Below are 18,895 nucleotides of genomic sequence, written 5' to 3'. Positions count from 1 at the left end.
TCACTCCTCGCCGTCGCCCTCGTCGTCGTCCTCGTCTTCCTCTTCCTCGTCGTCCCCGGTGTGCCTGGTCGGCGGCTTCTTCGGCTCCGGCTTCGGCTTGTCCTTGCCCTTGACGGCGGGATCCTGGGGCTGCGGGGCAACCGGGACGCCTCCCCCGCCCACCGCCGGTACGGCCGCGGGCGGCACGGCGGCGGATGGCACGGTCGCGGGTGGTTCGGCGGAGCTACCGCCGGCCGGTGCGCTCGTGCCGGCGACCCCGGAAACCTGGACGTCGCAGACCGACTCCCCGAGTTGGAAACGCACCGGCAGCGGGTTGGCGCCCGCGTACGTGCCGGTGATCCGGACCGCCACCGAGGCGCCCGGAACCAGGTCGGTCGCGCCGTCCGCCGGGCGGAGCAGGACGTCGCGGCCCTGCTGCTGCCACTGCGCCGGTTCGGTCCCCGTGACGGCCTGGTCGGCAGGAAAGGCGAAGGCCAGTTGCCAGTCGCGCACCGGCTGGTCACCGGTGTTCTTCACGGTCAACTCCGCGTCGAACGCCCGCCCCGAGTCGGTACGCAACGCGTACCCGGCCTGGCAGGTGGGTGGCTTCGGCTCGGCCGCGGCGGCGGCCCGTACGGGGGTGCCGTCGCCACCGGCGGAGGTGGACGTACCGGCGGCCCAGACCGCGCCGGTCAGCGCGAGCAGCCCGGCCCCGACCGCGGCGACCTTGATCCGGCGACGTCCCGCCAGGGTCCGTACGAGCGGGTTCCGGTGACCCGGGCGCGGTTGCGGGGTCGGTCGCGGTTGCGCGGTCGGTGAGGCCGACCAGAGCGCGCCGGTCGTGGTCGACCAGGGCAGGATCGTGGTGCCGGCGGCGGCCAGCTCGGCCGAGGTGTCGTCCGAGCCCATCGCACCGGACGGCTGCGGCAAGAACGGCAACGCCACCGGTCGCCCGGTGACGGCGGCGAGCGTGGCGGCCACCTCCGCGCTGCTCGGCCGGTCCTCGGGCGCCTTCGCCAGGCAGCGGGAGCAGAGCTCCACCACCTCGTCGGGCAGGCCCTCGACCGGCGGCATCGGCGCCGGATTCGCGTAGAGGTGGGCCCGCAGCATGTCCGTGGTGGTGCTCGCCTGCCACGGCAGCCGGCCGGTCAGCGTGCGGTAGAGCAGCAGGCCGACCGCGTAGACGTCGGTCGCCGCCGAGACCTGCCCCTCGTCCAGGCGCTCCGGGGCGAGGTATGCGGGCGTACCGAAGATCTGGCCGTCGGGGCCGGCCTCGCTCTCCCCGACCAGGGCCGAGATGCCGAAGTCGACCACCTTCGCCCCGGAGCCGGTGAGCATGACATTGCCGGGGGTGACATCCCGGTGCACAACCCCACGGGCGTGCGCGGCGGCGAGCGCGGCCGCGACCTCGGCGACCGTACCGGCGGCCTCCCGCCACGGCAGCCGCCGATCCCCGCCCAGCCGGGCGGCGAGCGAGTCACCGTCGACAAGTTCCATCACCACGTACGGGACGGTCAGCCCGCCCTCGACGGACTCGCCGTAGTCGTAGACGTTGGTGATGTTCGGATGCACCAGCCGCGCCGCCGCCTGGGCCTCCATCCGCAGCCGATGCCGGAAGGCGCGGTCGCTGGCCAGCCGCGAGGCGAGCACCTTCACCGCGACCTGACGGCCGAGCACCTCGTCGAAACCCCGCCAGACGACCGACATGCCACCGGCGCCGAGCCGCTCGACCAGCCGGTAGCGGCCGCCGAGCAGTTCCGTGCCGTTTCTCCCCACACCGCCCATGACCTGATCCATTGCCCAGGTGCGGTGGTGACTACACCCCCGCGCGCGGCTACATCGGGACACACGGCCGATGGGCGCTCTCGGCGGCCGCGACGAGTATCTGGTCGAGCCGGTCCCGGGTGTCGATCAGGTCGTTGATCTGGGCGTCTATCCGCGCCCGCTGGACCGCGAGCCGGTCGAGCAGTTCGGGTGACGCGACACCGGTCACGACACACGGGAGCAGTTCGACGATCGACCTGCTCGCCAGACCGGCGGCGTAGAGCTGCTGGATCAGCCGGACCCGGTCGACCGCGACCTCCGGGTAGGTCCGTTGCCCGCTGGGGCTGCGCTCGGAGGCGAGCAGGTGCTGCTCCTCGTAGTACCGCAGGGCTCGCGTACTCACGCCGGTCCGGTCGGCGAGTTCACCGATGCGCATCAACTTCTCCTCGTACGTGTGTCGTGGGTCACACGGCTTGCCTTTGACGTCAACGTCAAGTTTTAGCGTAGTCCGCGTACCGCTGCGCAGCACCATCCTCGATATCCGCCCGAGAAGGTAGCGATGAAGATCTCTGGTTCCACCGCCCTGGTCACCGGCGCCAACCGCGGCCTCGGCCGGCACTTCGCCCGCCAACTGCTGGAGCGAGGCGCAAAGAAGGTGTACGCGACGGCACGCCGCCCCGAACTCGTCGACCTGCCGGGCGTGGAGGTGCTCCGACTCGACATCACCGACCCGGCCTCGGTACGGGCCGCCGCCTCGGCAGCGCACGACGTCACGCTCCTGGTGAACAACGCCGGCATCTCCACCGGCACCAACCTGGTCACCGGCGACCTCGACACCATCCGCCGCGAGATGGACACCCACTACTACGGCACCCTCCACATGGTCCGCGCCTTCGCCCCCGTACTGGCCGCCAGCGGTGGCGCGATCCTCAACGTGCTGTCGGCGATGTCGTGGTTCGCCTACGACGGGGCCAACGCCTACGGTGCGGCCAAGGCCGCGCAGTGGAGCCTGACCAACGGCATCCGCCTCGAACTCGCCGCCCAGGGGACATTGGTCACCGGCCTGCACCTGGGAGCCGCCGACACCGACATGATGGCCGACTACGAAGGCGAGAAGGTCGACCCCGCCGAGGTCGTACGCGCCGGGCTGGACGGCATCGAGGCGGGCAGGTTCGAGGTGGTCGTCGACGACTGGAGCGCCCACATCAAGGCGTCCCTGGCCGCCGACCCGAGCCTGTTCTACACCCAGGTCCCGTCGGCCTCCTGACCGTGCTGCTCCGGGTGACCGCCGCCGCTCCCCCTCGGCGGCGGTCATCCGCACGGCAGCACCGTCGGTGCCGTCTGGACGGCACGGGAAACGGGAGCCGTCGCCCACCTCCTCGGACACCACCTCTGACCCCACCACACGGCGCCGGGTCGCTACCGTACCCGGATACCCGAACGGCGCGGGTCGGCCATGGGCGAGGAGGAACGTGGAGAGTCTGACGAAGTTACGGGTCACCGAAGCCGAACTCGGGGCGCTGGTGCGGCGAGGCTTCGGCCCCTCGGCGCGGATCGAACGGTGGCAGGAGCTGACCGAGGGGCACTACAACGTCGCCTACGCGATCCGGCTCGCCGACGCTGCCGACCTGATCCTCAAGATCGCACCACCGCCGACGTTGAAGCTGCTCAGCCACGAGGTCGACCTGATGCGTACCGAGGTGGAGTTCTTCCGCCGGGCCGGAGCGGCCGGCGTCGCCGTACCCGAGGTGGTCTTCGCGGACGTCGACCGGGACCTGGTCGGCAGCGACTTCGTCTTCCTCGCCCGGATCGACGGGGTGGCCCTGAACACCGTGCGCGACGACCTGACCCCGGCGGGTCTGGCCGCCGTGCGCGCGCAGGCCGCCGCCCAGACGGCCCGCCTGCACACGATCACCGGCCCGGCGTACGGGTACCCGCTGCGTAACAGCCGCAGTTGGCAGCCGACCTGGCGGGCGGCGTTCGGTGCGATGGTGCAGGACATCCTGGACGACGCCCTACGCCTGGGCACCCGACTGCCGATGGCGGTGGACGAGATCGGGGACCTGCTCCGCCGGCACTTCGACGTGCTGGACGAGGTCGACCGGCCGGCGCTGGTCCACTTCGACCTCTGGGACGGCAACGTCTTCGTCCTGCCCGACGGCACCGGCGGCGCCACACTGACCGGGCTGATCGACGGCGAGCGGGCCTTCTACGGCGACCCGGTGGCCGAGTTCGTGGCGATGACCCTGTTCCGGGACCCGGCCGAACTCCCGGACCTGCTCGCCGCCTACAACCACGCCGGCCACGCCCACATCGAGCCGACCCCGGACGTACGGCGGCGGCTGACGCTCTACACCTGCTACCTGTACCTGATCATGTCGGTGGAGGGTGCCACCCGCGGGTGGCAGGGGCCGGAACGGGAGAAGTTCGAGCGGCGGCTGGCCGAGCTGCTGGTAACCCAGCTCGACCAGCTCCGCTGATCACGGCGGCCACGGAAACGTCGGGTCAGCGGGGCAGCGCCTGCTGCAACTCGGCACGCAGCGCCGGGGTCAGCATCTCGCCGGCCTGCTTCGCCAGCCGGGCCATCTCGTAGCCGACCACACCGATGTCGGCGTCGGTGGCGGCGAGGGTGGCCAGGATCGAACCGTCGCGTACCTGCATGACGAGGAAGTAGCCGCGGCCCATCTCCACCACGGTCTGCTTGACGATGTCGCCGTCGAACATCTGAGCCGCACCGGCGGTGATGCTCATCAGTCCCGAGGTGACCGCGGCCAGCTTGTCGGCGTGGTCACGCGGCAGGTGGTCGGAGACCGCGACGAGCAGCCCGTCGGCCGAGACCACGATCGCGTGCGCCACTCCGGGCACGCGCTCGGCAAAACCACTGACCAGCCAGTTCAGGTCTCGTGCCGCTTGACTCAGCGTCGTCACTGTTGCTCCTCTTCCTTGCCCGCGCCGGCCGGCGCCATGGTTATCTCGGTGGTCTCCTCGGCTTCGGCCCGCCGTACGCCGCCGTAGAACTTGGACAGCATGCCACCCACCGCGTCCGGGTCCGGCTCGTACCGTTGCACCGGCACGACCTGCGGCGTCGGCTCGTTCGCCGCGGGCAACTGCGCCATCGGCACCCGTACCGGCAGGCCGTTCGCGTTCACCGCCACGGTCACCTGGGTGACCGGTTCCGCACGCGGCGGCGCGGCAACGGCGGTCGGCGTCGCCCTGGCGGACGACGATCCGCCGGCCTTGCCCTGCCGGGACCACCAGGTGCTGTTCGCCGCCGTACCACCGGCCGCGGGGGCCAGCACGTCCTCGGCGCGGGTCGGCACACTGCGGGCCGGTCGACGGGAGGTGCCGCGCCCCGGCTGACGGCCGGCGACCGGCAGTTCGTCGGGGCTCGGCAGCCCCCTGCCGGGTCCGGACCCGTTACGCGGCCCGTTGCTCGGCAGCCCGGCCAGGATCCGCCGGTTCGGTGCCTGGTCCAGTTCCGCCTGCGACGGCGGCGCGGCCATCAGTGCCGGCGGCAGCAGCACCGAGGCCATCACGCCGTGCTCGGTGGCCGACAGCCGCACCTCTACGTGTTGGCGGGCCGCCAGGTGGCTGACCACGAACAGACCCATCCGCTCCGACGCGGCGACGTCGGCCGCCGGTGGTACGGCGAGCAGCGCGTTCGCCTCGTCGATCGCGCTCGGGCTCATACCCAACCCCTCGTCGACGATCTCGATCAGACCCGAACCCGGCGCCTGAGCGCGCCCCGAGATGCGTACCACCGTCTCCGGTGGGGAGAAGGTGGCGGCGTTCTCCAACAGCTCGGCGAGGAGGTGGACCAGGTCCGCGACCGCGTGCCCGACGAGGTATAGCTGGTCCGCGCTCTCGTGCCGGACCCGCTGGTACTGCTCCACCTCCGCGACCGCCGCGAGCATCACCGCGGAGAGCGGCACCGGCCGGTTCCAGCGGCGGGTCGACTCGGTGCCGGCGAGCACCAGCAGGCTGTCGTCGTTACGGCGCATCCTGGCCGCGAGGTGGTCCAGCTTGAACAGGTTGTCGAGCTGGTCCGGGTCGCCCTCCTCCCGTTCGAGTTCGTCGAGGAGTTCGAGCTGGCGTTCGACCAGCAGCTGGCTGCGCCGGGCGAGGTTGACGAACATGGCGTTGACGTTGCGCCGCATCACGGCCTGCTCGACGGCGACGGTGACCGCACTGCGGTGTACGGCCACGAACGCCTCCGCCACCTCACCGATCTCGTCCATGGACCGGACGATCGCCGGTGGTACCTCGATGTGCGGGACACCCGACTCGACCGTACGCAGCCGCTCCAGGGCCTCCGGAAGATCGATCTGGGCCACCTGTAGGGCCTGACCCCGCAGCATCCGCAGCGAGCGGTTGAGCGACCGGCCGATGATGATCGAGGTGGCGAGACCGACCAGGAGTACGGCGAGCACCCCGCCGGCAACGAGCAGGGTCTGGCGCAACTGGTCGGAGCTGCGGTCCTCCGCGACGCGTACGGCGTCCCCGAGCACCGCGGCCTCGACCTGGCGGAGCAGTTCCTGCCGCTGCTGGCTGACCCGCCACCAGGTGTCGGCGACGAGCACCTGCGGGCCGCTGGCGCCGACCGCGATCGTGTCCTCCTCCATCTCGATCGCGGTCTTGAAGCCCGGGTCGGCCGACGCCTGCTGGTAGAGCTGGATCTGCGGGGTGGTCGCCGCGACCCGGAAGTCACCGAGCGCGGTGAGCTGCTGGGCCCGCAGGTCGGTCAGCTCCACCGCGTCGTCGAGGTCGTACTGACCGGCGCGGGCGGCACTGTAGAGCGTGCCCCGGATCCGCGAGCTGATCTCCTTGACCCGCGCGATCTGCACGTAGCGCAGCACCCGGTCGGTCAGGTCCGGCTGGTCCTCACCCGGCGACGGCTCGGCCAGCAGGGTGAGCAGCGCGTCGACGGCCCGGTTGTAGGTGCCCAGCACCGTGTTGACGTTGAGTACGCCGGCCGGGACCGCCGACCGTACGTCGGGCAGCTGGCGCAGCGCGTCCAGTGCCCTGGAGTAGGAGATCCGCCAGGAGGCGTCCGCGTCGGCGAGCGGCGCCGCGGCCTCCTGCAACCGGGTCGTCGCCAGGTTGGCCGCGTCGTAGGTCGTCTTCAGGGCGGCCGCGATCTGGGCCGGGTCGCCGCGACCGCTGGACGAGGCACCCGCACCGGCCAGTTCACCCGCGGTCCGGTCCCGTTCCTGCTGCAACTCGTGCACCAGCGCGGTGATCTCCCGGCCGATGGTGACCTCCTGGGAGAACTCGCCCAGGACGTTGGCCTGCCCGAGCAGGGTTCCGGTCTGCACGGTCGCCAGCACCAGGAACGCCACCGACGGGATGATCAGCACCGCGCCGAGTTTGACCCGGAGTCGCCAGTCCCGCAGGCGCAGCGGAGACCGCCGTCGATGCGGTACGACCCGCACGTCGAGCCGGCGGCGACGATGGTTGGGCACCCCGCTGCCCGAGGGGTCAAGAGCAGCAGCCACCACGCCTCCTACTTTCCTCGATGCCGGGCACGTCGAGGAGCGGGGTTCATCTCAACCAGGTGGGAGAGCCCTGTCAACCATCCGAACAGCAGCGCGGCACAGGAAGGATACTGCGGCCCAGCCCCTGGTGTCGGAGTCGCCTATTGGCCCTCATCCGTCCGGCTGATGCGTTCGAGAGCGACCCCGTCGTGGAAGCGACCGATCGCGATCAATGCCGCCCCGGTCGCGCCGATCTCCGGATTGCGTACGTGGCTGACCCGGCGCGGTGCCAGCGCGACCACGAAAGCCTGCCGCCACCACTGCGACGCGGCCACCGCACCGCCGCCGAGCACCACCTCGACCGGGTAGTCCACGGTGGATTCGATCTCGGCGAGGTCGGCCGCCACCTGCCGGCACAGTGCCTCCATCAGGCCGGCGAAGATGTCCACCGCCCGGCTGCCGAAACTGAGGCCGTACACCTTGCCGGAGCCGGCCGGGGCCAGGCCCGGCGGCCGGTCGCCACCGAGCCGGGGGTCGGCGACCAGGCCGCCGCCGGGCTTGATCGCGGCCAGGGCCTGTTCCAGCTCAGGTCCCTTGGGCAGCAGCAGCACCTTGTTCGCCCAGGCGAAGAGGTTGCCGCCGGCCGAGTACGCGGTGCCGGTGACCACGTGCCGGTGGTCCACCCGGTACCGCCACAGCCCTTCGGGCAGCGGCGGCAGGATGGCACCGGCGGGCGCCGGCTGGACCAGTCGGACAGCCGCCGACGTACCGACGGTGATCGCCGCCCGGTACGGGTCGACGCAGCCGGAGCCCACGTTGGACGCCGCGCCGTCGCCGGTCGGGGCGGCCCACGGTACGTCACGCAGCCCCGGCCAGCGGCGCCCGTAGTCGGCGCGCAGCCGTCCAGTCCAGTCCACCGCCGCCAGTTCCGGCAGCTCGGTGCGACCCGCCTCGGCCAGGGCGCACGCCTCGGCGTCCCAGTCCAGGGTGCGCAGGTCGAGCAGGCCGGTGCCGGAGGCCTGGGAGACCGACATCGGGGCGTGTTCGAGCAGGGCGCCGAAGGCGTACTCGACCAGTCCGACAAAACGCGCCGGGCGAAGTCCCAGCGACTCCCGCAGCCAGGGCAGCCGTACGGTCCAGTAGAACCGGTGCCACCAGGTGCCCGTACGGTGGTGGAAGTCCGCCGGGTCTGCCGGGCCGGGCAGGTTCGCCGGTGGCGACGAGCGGCTGTCTAGCCAGGTCAGCACCGGGCCGAGCGGGTTTCCGCGCTGGTCGAGCGGGAGCACCGAGTGCCACTGGGCGGCGGTGGCGACCAGGCCGATGTGGTCGAGGTGGCCGGCCTCGCTCAGCTCGTCGAGGCAGGCCTCGAGTGCGGCCAGGTAGTCGGCGGCGTCCAGGGTCGCGGCACCGTCGTCGCCGATCGTGATGGTCATCTTCCGACGTGCCAGGGCACCGGGCAGCGGCACGGCGTCGCTGTCGAGGACCAGCCCCCGTACCGACGAGGTGCCCAGGTCGAGCGCGAGAATGTTCATCGCCGGCCACCGTACCCAACGGGCGTCGCCGGTACGCCCACGGCGCCGGCCGCCGGCACCGGACCGGCCCCTCGCACACCCGTACCGCATCGATTCCTGACGATCCACCGGCCGTTTCCGGTCCACCTGGTGGACGGCGGGCGGGCCGGTCGCAGGCCCTGCTCGGGGCGGCTCGTAGCCTCCGGAACATGCTCGCGCGATCCGAATTCTGGTGGCCCGCCAACCCGGCGGCCGACCTCCGCGCGTAGTTCTTCCACGCGGCCGCCCAGCGCGGCGGCCGCCAGCGCTCTCCCCGCTCCCCGGCCGCCACGCCGGACGGCCCCCGGCCCGAGGAGACGCCCATGGACCTGCTCCCGCACCTGCTCGCCACGATCGCCGTCGGCGCCGACCCCGGCCCGTTCGCGATCCTCCGGCGTGCCGACGCCCCGGAGTTGGAGGTGTTCACCGGGGAGCTGCGTACGGTCGACCGGCTCGCCGACATCCCGCTGCCGGACGGCCCGGCCGGTGCCCGCACCCTGGCGCTGGTGCCGTACCGGCAGATCGCCGAGCGCGGGTTCGCCTGCGTCGACGACGGTGCCCCGCTGGAGTGCCTGACCATCGGCGCGCAGCAGCGGGTTCCGCTGGAGCGGGCCCTGGCGGCCCTGCCCGACCAGCCCGTACGCACCGACGGTGGCGGTTTCGACCTGCCCGACGAGGAGTACGCGGAGATCACCCGGCAGGTCCTGCGGGAGGAGATCGGCCGGGGCGAGGGCGCCAACTTCGTCATCCACCGCAGTTATCGGGCGACCCTGGTCGGCTCGCCGCTGACCGCCGCCCTGGCCGCGCTGCGCCGGCTGCTGACCGCGGAACGCGGCGCGTACTGGACCTTCGTGGTGCACACCGGCACCCGGATCCTGGTCGGGGCGAGCCCGGAGCGGCACGTCAGCGTCGAGGACGGGCTGGCGATGATGAACCCGATCAGCGGCACCTTCCGGCACCCGGACGGACCGCCGGACCGGGACGCGCTGCTGCGTTTCCTCGCCGACCCGAAGGAGACCGACGAGCTGTACATGGTGCTCGACGAGGAACTGAAGATGATGGCGACCGTGGCCGAGCAGGGCGGGCAGGTGGTGGGGCCGTACCTGAAGGAGATGTCGCACCTGGTCCACACCGAGTACCTGCTCGCCGGCCGTGGCTCGCTGGACGTACGCGACGTGCTGCGCGAGACGATGTTCGCCCCGACGGTGACCGGCTCCCCGATGGAGAACGCCTGTCGGGTGATCGCCCGGCGGGAGCGGGGGCGGGGTCGGGGCTACTACGCCGGGGTGCTGGCGTTGCTCGGCCTCGACGACGAGGGGCGGCAGACCCTCGACGCGCCGATCCTGATCCGTACCGCGGAGATCTCCCCGGCCGGGGCGTTGCGGGTGTCGGTCGGCGCGACCCTGGTCCGCCACTCGACACCGGAGGGGGAGGTGGCCGAGACCCACGCCAAGGCGGCCGGGGTGCTCGCCGCGCTCGGGTTGCGCCCGGCCGCCCCGGTCCGGGCCGCGGGCCTGCCGGACCGACTGGCCGACGACCCGGCCGTACGGGCCGCGCTGGCCGCCCGCAACGACCGGCTCGCCCGGTTCTGGCTGGAGCAGCGCGCCCCCGGCGCCGCCCTGGTGCCGGCGCTCGCCGGCCGGCGGGTGCTGATCGTCGACGGGGAGGACACCTTCACCGGCATGCTGGCCCACCAGTTGCGGGCCCTGGGCCTCGCCGTCGAGCTGCGCCCCTGGCACGACGCCGGTGCGGTGGGGGCGGACCGGGCCGACCTGGTCGTGGTGGGGCCAGGTCCGGGTGATCCGAACCAGCTCGACGACCCGAAGATGGCCAGCCTGCGGGGTCTGCTCACCGGTTTGCTGGAGCAGGGACGGCCGACGCTCGCCATCTGCCTCGGTCACCAGTTGCTGTCCGGGTTGCTCGGGCTGCGACTGCACCGCAGGGACGCGCCCTACCAGGGGCTGCAACGCGAGATCGAGCTGTTCGGCACCGTACGGCGGGTCGGCTTCTACTCGACCTTCACCGCGCTGGCCGAGGCGGACGAGTTGGTTACCGGGTACGGGTCGGTGCGGGTGGCCCGCGACGGTGGTGACGGCGCGGTGCACGCCCTGCGCGGGTCGACCTTCGCCGGGGTGCAGTTCCACCCCGAGTCCGTGCTCAGCCAGGACGGCCTGGCGGTCCTGGGCGAGTTGCTCGGCGAGTTGCTGCCGACACCGGCGGCACCGGCGCGGTGAGAAACCCAGGCTGAACCCGGCGCTCGCCGACGGTTCGGCATAACTGCCCGGATGTTGGGTAGGGCTCTTGTGGGCCGGTGGTTCGAGCGGGTTGAGAGCCCTCGCTCGGACCACCGGTTCACTTTCCGTGCTCAGGCGCCGTCCGCCGGCCCGCGCCACGACACCCCAGCCTCCGCCACCGTCACCGTCACCGGACCGTTCCCGGCGGGCCGGCGGTGGCCGGCGCGCAGGCGCGGTGCGGCGCTGGTCCGGCTCGCCATCAGGTCACTCCCCTCGCCCGCTTTGTCCTGACTGCGACCTACCCGCTGATTTCGCGAAGAAACATCGACTTCTGCCGGCCCGAGTACGGCGACGGCGCTCCGGAAGATCGGTCCACGCCGCGGGCATCGGTTGCTTCGGACGAAGCCGACGTCCCTACACCCCCGTCCTGGCCTGGGAAATCGATCATTCGCCTGGTCCACAGTGGTATTCCCGGTGGGCGCCGGGTCGGATACCGTGGTCGAAAGCTCTCCGAGACAGCGGGTCGCCGTCGACGCCGGCCAGCTCACTCGATCCAGGGCGCACCCGGATCCACGATCCACCCGGACCCGGATCCCACCCGTTCCCGGCCCGCCGCCCGGACCAAGCCCTCCGGCTCGCGCGCCCGATCGGCGAAACGCGCCCGTCCCGGCGATCCATTCGGCAGGATCGTCATCAACGAGGAGGTGCCGCTGTGCAGGACACTCGGACCCGCACGCTGTCTTTCCAGGTCAGTGGGCTGCCCCCGGTCAGGACCGAGGCACTGTCGATCTTCTCGGCCGGGCACCGCCAGGCCAACCGGGTGCGGGCACTGCTCGAGGCCGCCTGCGCCGCCGCCCAGGACAGCGGCTGGACAGCACTGACCGAACCGATCGAACTGGACCTGGTCCTGCACTGCCCGCCCGGACACCACGGCACCGACGCGGCGACGCTGCTCGGCGGCGTCGGCGCCGTGCTCCAGGACAAGCGACACGCAGTCAACATCGGTCTGGCCCACCTGGGCGCCCTGGTCGACGTCAAGCTGTACCTCGACAACCGGCAGATTCGCCGGATGTCGTTCCGGGAGGAGCCGGCGGAGGAGACGTCGTACGAGGTTCGAGTCGCCGCGATAGCGGCGGCAGGTTGAGCGGCGCCCGCGGCTGGGTACCGCGGACCCGACGAAGGGAGCACCTATGTCGGAGCCACACATCACGCTGGACCCGAGCGGGCTGAGCCCGGCCCTGGAGAGCCTGCGCGAACCGCTGGAGGATCAGCTCAACTCGGCCCTGCGGGTGGCCAGCGATCGGGTCCGCGCCGGGTACGCCGGCGAGCCGGTCGAGGAGGTCTGCCGGCGGCTGCTCGACGAGACCCGGGCCGGCCTGCACCCGGACATCGCGGCCGGCTTCACGCCGGACATGGACGAGCTGTGCCGGGTGGCGATCGCGATCGTGCGCGAGGCGCACCACTGATCCCCGCGGGCCCGGCCGTGGCGTGTGCCGCGACCGGCTCGCCGCGGCAACGGTGACCAGCTCGACCTTGGCCGGCGAGCGACCACGACACCGGCAGCGGGGCTGATCGGCCGGGCGGCCGGTCAGCCCCGGCGTACGTCGATCGCGACGACGCGGGTGCCGTCCGTGCGGGTCAGTTCCAGGGCCCGGATCGGGAGTGCCTGGTCGCTGCCGGGCGCCACCTGCAGGCCCAGGCCGTGCGTCACGTGTCCCTCGAAGTCACCGGCGAGGGCGTAGCCGCGCAGGGTGGGGTGGTCCAGTCGGGACGCGGGCGTCTCGGTCACCGACACTCGACCGTGCTCGTCGTGCGCCTGCGCCGGGTCGAACTGGATCCGCAGGAAGGAGTTGCCCGCCAGCGACACCGGGTCGCCGGTGCCGTCGGCCACCACGGCGGGCACGTAGGCCAGCGTGTAGGAGGGCGGACCGCCCCGGAACGCGAAGGTGATCCGGGTCAGGTTTTCCTCCGGATGGTCACCGACGCGTACCTCGACCAGCAGCGGCAGCGGCGGACCCGGCGCCGGCACGACCGGCAGCCGGACCTGGTGGCTGATCCGGGCCTCCCGGGTCGGCACGGCCCAGCCGTAGGTGACCCGGTAGTCGGTGACGGACGGATCGGAGCTGGCCGGACCGGTCGGGGTGTCCGAGGTGTCCCCGGGGTCGGCGGGCGGCGAGGACGGTCCGGCCGGCCGCGTGGCGTCGGTCGGCTGCGGGGTGGCCGGGCCGCCCTGGTCGGCCGTCGTGCAGCCGGCGGCGAGCACGACGACCAGAAATGCGAGAAATGGTACGCGCTGGCGTGTCATGCCCCTTTGACGCGCCAGCCCCGGCCGGGGTTTACCGGGGCGCCGACCTGGAAGTTTCGCCATCTGGCATGGCGCACCGACTCCCCGGCTGCCGAGGGCCCGTGCGGATCACCGCAGATCGACGAAGACGCGCCCTCATACCAGATCATCGGACATAAGAGGATATTGAAATCGACAGATCTGAATGTTTAAGATCCTGGCACCCCTCGGCAAGCATTGGAGAGTGAGCTATGACCTCACGAAGAGTCAGCCGGCTCCTGGTCGCACTCGTGACGACGGCAGGTGCCATGCTCGGCGCCACGATCGCCAGCCCGCCGGCATCGGCGGACGTGTCGATCCAGGCGACGGTCTGCTACAACACCAGCCAGGCCGGCAGCTACGCCGGCATCGCCAACCAGGCCGCCACGATCTGGAACAACGCGACCGTCAACCTCACCCTCTCCTCGGGCTGCGGGTCGAACCTGCGGATCTACCAGATCACCGGCGGCGGCTCGTACGCCGTGCGGACCAGCCTGGGCAACGGCCGGGTCTACATCGACACTCAGCAGGCCGCGCAGTACAGCCCGCTGCGGATCATGACGCACGAGATCGGCCACATCCTCGGCCTGCCGGACAACTACAACGGCAACTGCGCCCTGCTGATGTCCGGCGGCAGCGCCGGCACCAGCTGCACCAACCCGTACCCGAGCACCGCCGAGGCGAACCGGGTGAGCAACCTCTTCGCCGGTACCCGGATCAGCGCCGACACCGGCAGCCAGGTCTTCCAGGACAGCTGGCCGGCCTCGGTCGTCAAGGTCGGCTGAGACCCCATCCCCCATCCCTGTCCTCTGCCCCCTCCCCGCGGCGGACGAAGGTAGGGAAGCGGAGGGCCGACCGAACCGTCGGCCCTCCGCTCTGGTCCGGGACCGCTCAACGACGCCGCTGCTCGTCGATGGTCAGGTAGGCGGCGACGGTCAACATCTGCCACAGGCCCGGCTCCAGCGAGTACGCCGGCGGCAGCCCGTAGAAGCGCTTGGTGCCGTACTCCCAGTCCTGACCGTCGTCGATCACCTCCTGAGCGGCCGAGCGCACCGCGGCGACCCGGAGCGACGCCAGTTTCGTACCGGCCACCGTGAGATCGCGCAGCACCTGCCCCAGACCGGCCTTGTCGCCGATCTCCTGGTCCGGCCGACCCCGGTACGACCGCACCGACCAGCTCGTCACCTGGTCCGGATGGTGCGGATGGTACGTCGGCACCAGCCGTTCGTTGGCGAGCGCGATCGCGGCGCCGCGGAGCAGGTCGGCGTTGCGGCACAACAGCAGCGCGCGGCCGGTCAACGGACCGAGCGGTTCCCGGATCACCCCCTCCCCGAGCAACTCCTCCGCCTTCGCCTCCAGCGCCGCGGCGGTCTTCTCCTCGGCCAGCACGTGCGGCGACGGGTAGCTGCCGCGCCGCTGGTGGTAGGAGCGACGCAGGTCGGAGAAGCCGGCGAAGGCACCCAGGCGCAGCGAGTGCCGGGACGCGAAGAGCATGATCTTGTCGGTCGCCGGACGTTCCTCGGACTCGTTCGACGGCACGATGTCGTTGAGGTCCACCCGCTGCTCCTCGAGGAAGGTCCACAGGCTCCGGCTCAGCGCGGCACCGGCCGCCCCGGCCGCCGGCAGTGCCGCGAAGGCGTACACCTGCTGTTGGGCCTCGCCGTCGTCGTCCTGGTTGAGGTTGACCAGCCGGCGGTGCTCCTCGTCGTCGTAGCTGACCAACCACTCGCTGCCCTCGAGCAGTTCCCGGCCGAGCACCTCACCGGACTCCCCCGAGTGCTCCAGGATCTCGAACACCGACCGTTCCCGCAGCGGCGCGAAGACCGGCCGGGCCCGCCTGCGGAGCCCGTCGACCAGCGCGTCCACCAGACCCGGGCCGCTGACCCGGGTGTCGCCCCGCAGGGCCAGCACCGCCCGGCCGCCCTCGGTCGACACCCGCCAACGCAGAGCCTCGCCGACCGGGGCCAGACCGGACCGGCCACGCTCGGGGTCCGGCACACCCGCGTACTGGGTGTACAGCCACTCCTCGGTGGCGTGGTCGTCGACCCGGGGCACGATCCTGCGCAGCGGGAACCGCTCGGCCGCACGACGCTCCTTGCCGACCGCCTCGAGGGAACCGGAGAGCTGCCGGCCGGCCTCCTCCACCGCCGACCGCCACGCCTCGACCTCGGTACGCACCTCGGCGGCGACCTGGGTGAGCCGCTTCAGGGTGCGCTGGGTCCGGTCGTAGCAGTCCTCCTGGATCAGGGCGAGCAGCAGGTTCCGCTCCGCGCCGAGGTAGTTGAGCTGCTGCCTGGCCCGGCGCAGGCCCTTGTCCTCACGTACCCGTGCCTCGGCCTGTTCCAACGCGGCCCGGGCCCGGGTCGGATCCGCCCGATGGCACAGCGCGGCCCGCTGCCCGAACAGTTCCAGCCGTTGGGTGACCAGGGAGAGGAAGGCCAACCCGGCCAGCGGTCCACCGTCCCGGCGGGACATCACCTGCGCCACCACCAGGCGCAGCGCCACCTCCCACTGCCGACGGATCTCCCGCTCGTGGTCCTCGGCGACCGGGTACCACTGATGCTCGTTGTTCGGTGCCAGCGGCACGCCGTTCTCGCCCCAGAAGGCGCGGATCCGCGCCCTGGTCTGGTCGATCACGAACTGACCCCGGTGGTCCGTACGGAACTGGGTGATGTCCTCGAACGGCGCCGACAGGCTCGGCGGATCCGGCAGTTTCCTGTTGTTGCCCACGGCGACCAGCCAGTTGGACGTCGGCGAGAGCAGCCCCTCCCGCGCCGCCTCACTGTCCAACTCCTTGAACACCTGCGGCGGCTGCGCCCCGTCGGCTTCCGGGTCCGTACCGGTGAGGAACTTGCCCACGTCCGCGCCGAGGTCCGCCACCTTGTCCGGCAACTGGGCGAGTACGTCCACCCCGGCCCGGTTGACGAAGCCGCGCAACACCGACTCCCAGTGGTACTCCACCAGGTAGGCGCCGAAGGTGGAGTAGATGTCGGTGCTGTTGCGGGTGTACGGACGCGCGTTCACCCGGTAGCTGCTGAACGCCGGCCCGACCGTCGGCAGCAGGTGCGCGTAGATCGCGTCGGCAACCGCGACCGGGCAGACCGCGCCCGCGTCGAAACCCTCCAGCCGGCGCCCGGCGGACCGGCTGCGCCGCCCGTCCACCAGATAGGTGTACTGCACCGGCGCGGCGGTCATCTCGTGGCTGTGCCGGGGCGCCCAGCGGAACTCGGCCGGATTGTTGCGCTCGACGTTCATCACCCGGTCCAGCTCGCGCAGCAGCGCGTACCCGTTCGCCTCGCTCCGGATCCGCTGCGGTCCTTCGAGCGTCCGCCCGAACGCCCCGGACAGTACGCAGAACAGCGTCACCGAGAAGCCACCGCCCTGCACCAGACGCATCTGCTGCAGGTAGGCCAGCACGTCGAGGAGGATCCCGGAACCGGTGCCGCCCGCGGTCGAACTGATCACGTAGATGTTCGGCGTGGTGTCGGCGTGGGTACGGGTCAACAGGTCCAACGCGTGCTCGATCCGCCGCATCGCCGGTGTCGAGCCGAGTACGTCGGCGAAGAACGACATCCGGCCGAACGACCTGATCTGTCCCGCGCCCTCGACCATGAAGGCGAGCGCCTCGTCCTCCCGGATCTGGTCCGCGTCGCGGGGGCCGAACCACGGCGCGACGGTCGGGTAGAACTCCTCCGCGACCTCGGGGCCCTGCCGGATCTTGTCGATCATCCCGCCGACGGCACTGTTGAGGTAGAGATCCTCGACGTCCACGTCCAGGGTGAGCCCGTCCACGTTGGGGCGGTTCTTGCGGTCCACGTCGACCGCGCGCAGCAGCACCGGCCAGTCGTAGCGGTTCCCGTCGCTCCGCTCGACGGCGGCCGGGTCCCGCTGGAGGTCCCGCCAGCGCTGCTCGATCGCGAGACGCTGCTTCAGATGTGCCACGGCATCGCTTCCGGTGCCGCCGAGTCCGATCACCAGTGCGGGAAGCACGATGAACCTCCTGTCCGCCGTCCTAGGGCCCGGGTCGTCATGGTTGGTAGGTGAAGGTGGTGCCGTCGGGCAACGACTCGGTCTGCCGGGGCCGGCAGGTCAGCCGGTGCCGCACCCCGGCCCGCCGGTAGTCGACGTACAGCACGAGTTCCCGTCCGGAGCCGACCTCGCGGCGCAGGCGGCGGCCGCGTACGGTGCCGCTGCCCGACAGCTCGCCACCCCTGCCCAGCGGGCTCGGGAACCGGACCGTCCGGCCGCTGAGCGGTTGGCGGTAGGGAACCTTGTGACCGGGCTCGCTGATCGACAACGAGCCGCCGCCGAGCGCCTTCCACCGCCGCGCCGGCAGGTAGAACGCCAACCCGACGGCGATCGCGACGAGTACGAACACCAGCACCACGAGCCAGACCGGTACGCCGGTGGTGGTGTGCCGGGCCGCAGCCGTCACGCTCACCGGGCCCGGTGTGAACGTCAGTTCGAGATCACGGGTGATGACGTCGCGCCACGGCGAGTCGACCGTCCCGGTCACCCGGAGTTCGCCGTCGCGCGTACGCTCACCGCCGATCCGGCGTTCGGTGGTCGTCACCGGCTCCACCCGGATCCGTACCTCCTGCTCCGGCTCGGTCGGGGTGAGCAGCACCTCGGCCCGCTCGGGCACCGCACGCAACTCGACGCCGTCGATCTCTACCCGCAGGTCGCCGACCGTGATCGGTACCCGGGTCGCGGTGCTGCGGAACCGGGCGACGAACTCGACCGGCTCGGCGCCGACGGTGAGCCCGCCCGGCGGCAGCACGGCGGTCGCGGTGAGCTGGTCCCGGGCCACGTACGCGGCCGCCTTCTGCACCGCCACCCGGCCCCGGATCCGGTCGAGATAGCTGCCGACCTGGTCCGGCGGCAGGTCCATCAGGATGGTGTTGTCGAAGACCTGGTCGAGCAACTGCACGTCGGTCCGGCCGGCGAGCGGCACGCCGTACGCCCGGACGTTGCGGCGCTGCTCGACGCCGCGGGCGCGCTCGGTCAAGCGGGCGAAGGCCGCGGACGCGTTGCCGGCGTACCGGGAGTTGGCCGGCGGGTCGTGCCGGCCGTCGGTCAGCATGATGACGGTCGCGGGATCGGTGTTGCCGGCCTCCTCGACGATGTCGAGCGCCGCCTCGATGGCCGCGCCGATGTCGGTGGCGGTGCCGTCCGCGGTTGCCGGCATCCGGTCGAGCGCTCCGGCACCGGCGCCGCCGACCACCCCACTGAACTTCGGGTCGGGACGGTTGGCGAAGGCGAACAGGTGCAGCCGGTCGACCGGGTCCAGTTCGGCGAGCAACGGACGCAACGCGTCCTTGGCCGCCCGGTAGAGGTCGGCGCCGTCCTGCATCGAGGAGGAGACGTCGACCAGCACGACGTAGTCCGCCGGCAGTCGGTCGACCTGGAGATCGCGCAGCACCTCGGCGAGACCGGCCTGGGCGGGTGCGAACCGCACGGGCACGACCGGCGTCGCCGGCACGGGCAGGACGTTGGCGGCGACGGCGAGCGCCGCCGCGAACAACGGCAACAGCTTGCGGTACGTCACCCGGTCGAGGTGGATCATCTGTT

Annotated in this window: 15 protein-coding genes; 6 read left to right on the top strand and 9 right to left on the bottom strand. The window is 71.9% G+C overall.

Annotation, left to right across the window (positions count from 1 at the left end; all coding sequences use genetic code 11):
* Both AB0J90_RS26100 and AB0J90_RS26095 read right to left on the bottom strand, forming a co-directional pair.
* On the bottom strand, positions 1–1,764 hold the full coding sequence (locus tag AB0J90_RS26100) for a serine/threonine-protein kinase (RefSeq protein WP_363600094.1): 1,764 nt from the start codon (positions 1,762–1,764) through the stop codon (positions 1–3).
* Between the two features lie 49 nt (positions 1,765–1,813).
* Positions 1,814–2,179 (bottom strand): MerR family transcriptional regulator, encoded by a 366-nt coding sequence (locus AB0J90_RS26095; RefSeq protein ID WP_363600092.1) that lies wholly within the window; start codon positions 2,177–2,179, stop codon positions 1,814–1,816.
* Positions 2,180–2,302: 123 nt separating this feature from the next.
* On the opposite strand from AB0J90_RS26095, the gene AB0J90_RS26090 reads away from it, so the two are divergent.
* Positions 2,303–3,010, top strand: a complete 708-nt coding sequence (locus AB0J90_RS26090; RefSeq protein WP_363600090.1) for an SDR family oxidoreductase — start codon at positions 2,303–2,305, stop codon at positions 3,008–3,010.
* Positions 3,011–3,215: 205 nt separating this feature from the next.
* Positions 3,216–4,223: a phosphotransferase gene (locus tag AB0J90_RS26085; protein WP_363600088.1), complete on the top strand. Its 1,008-nt coding sequence runs from the start codon at positions 3,216–3,218 to the stop codon at positions 4,221–4,223.
* 25 nt (positions 4,224–4,248) lie between these two features.
* Here the strand turns inward: AB0J90_RS26085 and AB0J90_RS26080 are convergent, their stop codons facing one another.
* The 3 genes from AB0J90_RS26080 to AB0J90_RS26070 all read right to left on the bottom strand — a co-directional run bounded on the left by AB0J90_RS26080 (position 4,249) and on the right by AB0J90_RS26070 (position 8,749).
* Positions 4,249–4,662, bottom strand: coding sequence for a roadblock/LC7 domain-containing protein (locus tag AB0J90_RS26080; RefSeq protein WP_326563248.1), 414 nt, complete (start codon positions 4,660–4,662; stop codon positions 4,249–4,251).
* 5 nt (positions 4,663–4,667) lie between these two features.
* On the bottom strand, positions 4,668–7,238 hold the full coding sequence (locus AB0J90_RS26075; RefSeq protein ID WP_363600086.1) for a nitrate- and nitrite sensing domain-containing protein: 2,571 nt from the start codon (positions 7,236–7,238) through the stop codon (positions 4,668–4,670).
* Positions 7,239–7,378: 140 nt separating this feature from the next.
* On the bottom strand, positions 7,379–8,749 hold the full coding sequence (locus AB0J90_RS26070; protein WP_363600084.1) for an FGGY family carbohydrate kinase: 1,371 nt from the start codon (positions 8,747–8,749) through the stop codon (positions 7,379–7,381).
* 341 nt (positions 8,750–9,090) lie between these two features.
* On the opposite strand from AB0J90_RS26070, the gene AB0J90_RS26065 reads away from it, so the two are divergent.
* Complete coding sequence (locus tag AB0J90_RS26065) at positions 9,091–11,001, top strand: chorismate-binding protein (RefSeq protein ID WP_363600082.1); 1,911 nt, start codon at positions 9,091–9,093, stop codon at positions 10,999–11,001.
* A gap of 131 nt (positions 11,002–11,132) precedes the next feature.
* Here AB0J90_RS26065 and AB0J90_RS26060 read toward each other — a convergent pair whose 3' ends face one another.
* Positions 11,133–11,261 carry a hypothetical protein gene (locus AB0J90_RS26060; protein WP_363600080.1) on the bottom strand — a complete coding sequence of 43 codons (129 nt, stop codon included), beginning with the start codon at positions 11,259–11,261 and terminating at the stop codon, positions 11,133–11,135.
* 452 nt (positions 11,262–11,713) lie between these two features.
* Between AB0J90_RS26060 and AB0J90_RS26055 the strand changes: the two genes are divergently transcribed.
* Together AB0J90_RS26055 and AB0J90_RS26050 are read left to right on the top strand one after the other, a co-directional pair.
* Positions 11,714–12,145 carry a hypothetical protein gene (locus tag AB0J90_RS26055; protein WP_363600078.1) on the top strand — a complete coding sequence of 144 codons (432 nt, stop codon included), beginning with the start codon at positions 11,714–11,716 and terminating at the stop codon, positions 12,143–12,145.
* A gap of 46 nt (positions 12,146–12,191) precedes the next feature.
* A complete protein-coding gene (locus AB0J90_RS26050) occupies positions 12,192–12,467 on the top strand; it encodes a hypothetical protein (protein WP_363600076.1) in 276 nt (91 codons plus the stop codon).
* A 122-nt stretch (positions 12,468–12,589) separates the two neighbouring features.
* On the opposite strand, the gene AB0J90_RS26045 is transcribed toward AB0J90_RS26050, so the two are convergent.
* Positions 12,590–13,306 carry a hypothetical protein gene (locus AB0J90_RS26045; protein WP_363600074.1) on the bottom strand — a complete coding sequence of 239 codons (717 nt, stop codon included), beginning with the start codon at positions 13,304–13,306 and terminating at the stop codon, positions 12,590–12,592.
* 230 nt (positions 13,307–13,536) lie between these two features.
* Here AB0J90_RS26045 and AB0J90_RS26040 point away from each other — a divergent pair, with 230 nt between their 5' ends.
* Positions 13,537–14,109, top strand: a complete 573-nt coding sequence (locus tag AB0J90_RS26040; protein ID WP_363600072.1) for a snapalysin family zinc-dependent metalloprotease — start codon at positions 13,537–13,539, stop codon at positions 14,107–14,109.
* A gap of 106 nt (positions 14,110–14,215) precedes the next feature.
* Here AB0J90_RS26040 and AB0J90_RS26035 read toward each other — a convergent pair whose 3' ends face one another.
* Entirely contained in the window at positions 14,216–17,314 is a 3,099-nt protein-coding gene (locus AB0J90_RS26035; RefSeq protein WP_363600070.1) for a tubulin-like doman-containing protein, read from the bottom strand.
* A gap of 37 nt (positions 17,315–17,351) precedes the next feature.
* Positions 17,352–18,890 (bottom strand): vWA domain-containing protein, encoded by a 1,539-nt coding sequence (locus AB0J90_RS26030; RefSeq protein WP_363600068.1) that lies wholly within the window; start codon positions 18,888–18,890, stop codon positions 17,352–17,354.
* Positions 18,891–18,895 lie beyond the last annotated feature (5 nt).

This window comes from Micromonospora sp. NPDC049523 (genome assembly GCF_040676775.1).
Classification (GTDB): domain Bacteria; phylum Actinomycetota; class Actinomycetes; order Mycobacteriales; family Micromonosporaceae; genus Micromonospora_G.
Note: the sequence above shows the minus strand (reverse complement) of the source record. Positions and strands in the feature narration are given on the sequence as shown.

Coding starts and splice junctions, on each gene's coding strand:
- AB0J90_RS26100 (WP_363600094.1), bottom strand. CDS start 1,764: ATGGGCGGTGTGGGGAGAAACGGCACGGAACTGCTCGGCGGCCGCTAC.
- AB0J90_RS26095 (WP_363600092.1), bottom strand. CDS start 2,179: ATGCGCATCGGTGAACTCGCCGACCGGACCGGCGTGAGTACGCGAGCC.
- AB0J90_RS26090 (WP_363600090.1), top strand. CDS start 2,303: ATGAAGATCTCTGGTTCCACCGCCCTGGTCACCGGCGCCAACCGCGGC.
- AB0J90_RS26070 (WP_363600084.1), bottom strand. CDS start 8,749: ATGAACATTCTCGCGCTCGACCTGGGCACCTCGTCGGTACGGGGGCTG.
- AB0J90_RS26065 (WP_363600082.1), top strand. CDS start 9,091: ATGGACCTGCTCCCGCACCTGCTCGCCACGATCGCCGTCGGCGCCGAC.
- AB0J90_RS26060 (WP_363600080.1), bottom strand. CDS start 11,261: ATGGCGAGCCGGACCAGCGCCGCACCGCGCCTGCGCGCCGGCCACCGC.
- AB0J90_RS26050 (WP_363600076.1), top strand. CDS start 12,192: ATGTCGGAGCCACACATCACGCTGGACCCGAGCGGGCTGAGCCCGGCC.
- AB0J90_RS26045 (WP_363600074.1), bottom strand. CDS start 13,306: ATGACACGCCAGCGCGTACCATTTCTCGCATTTCTGGTCGTCGTGCTC.
- AB0J90_RS26040 (WP_363600072.1), top strand. CDS start 13,537: ATGACCTCACGAAGAGTCAGCCGGCTCCTGGTCGCACTCGTGACGACG.
- AB0J90_RS26030 (WP_363600068.1), bottom strand. CDS start 18,890: ATGATCCACCTCGACCGGGTGACGTACCGCAAGCTGTTGCCGTTGTTC.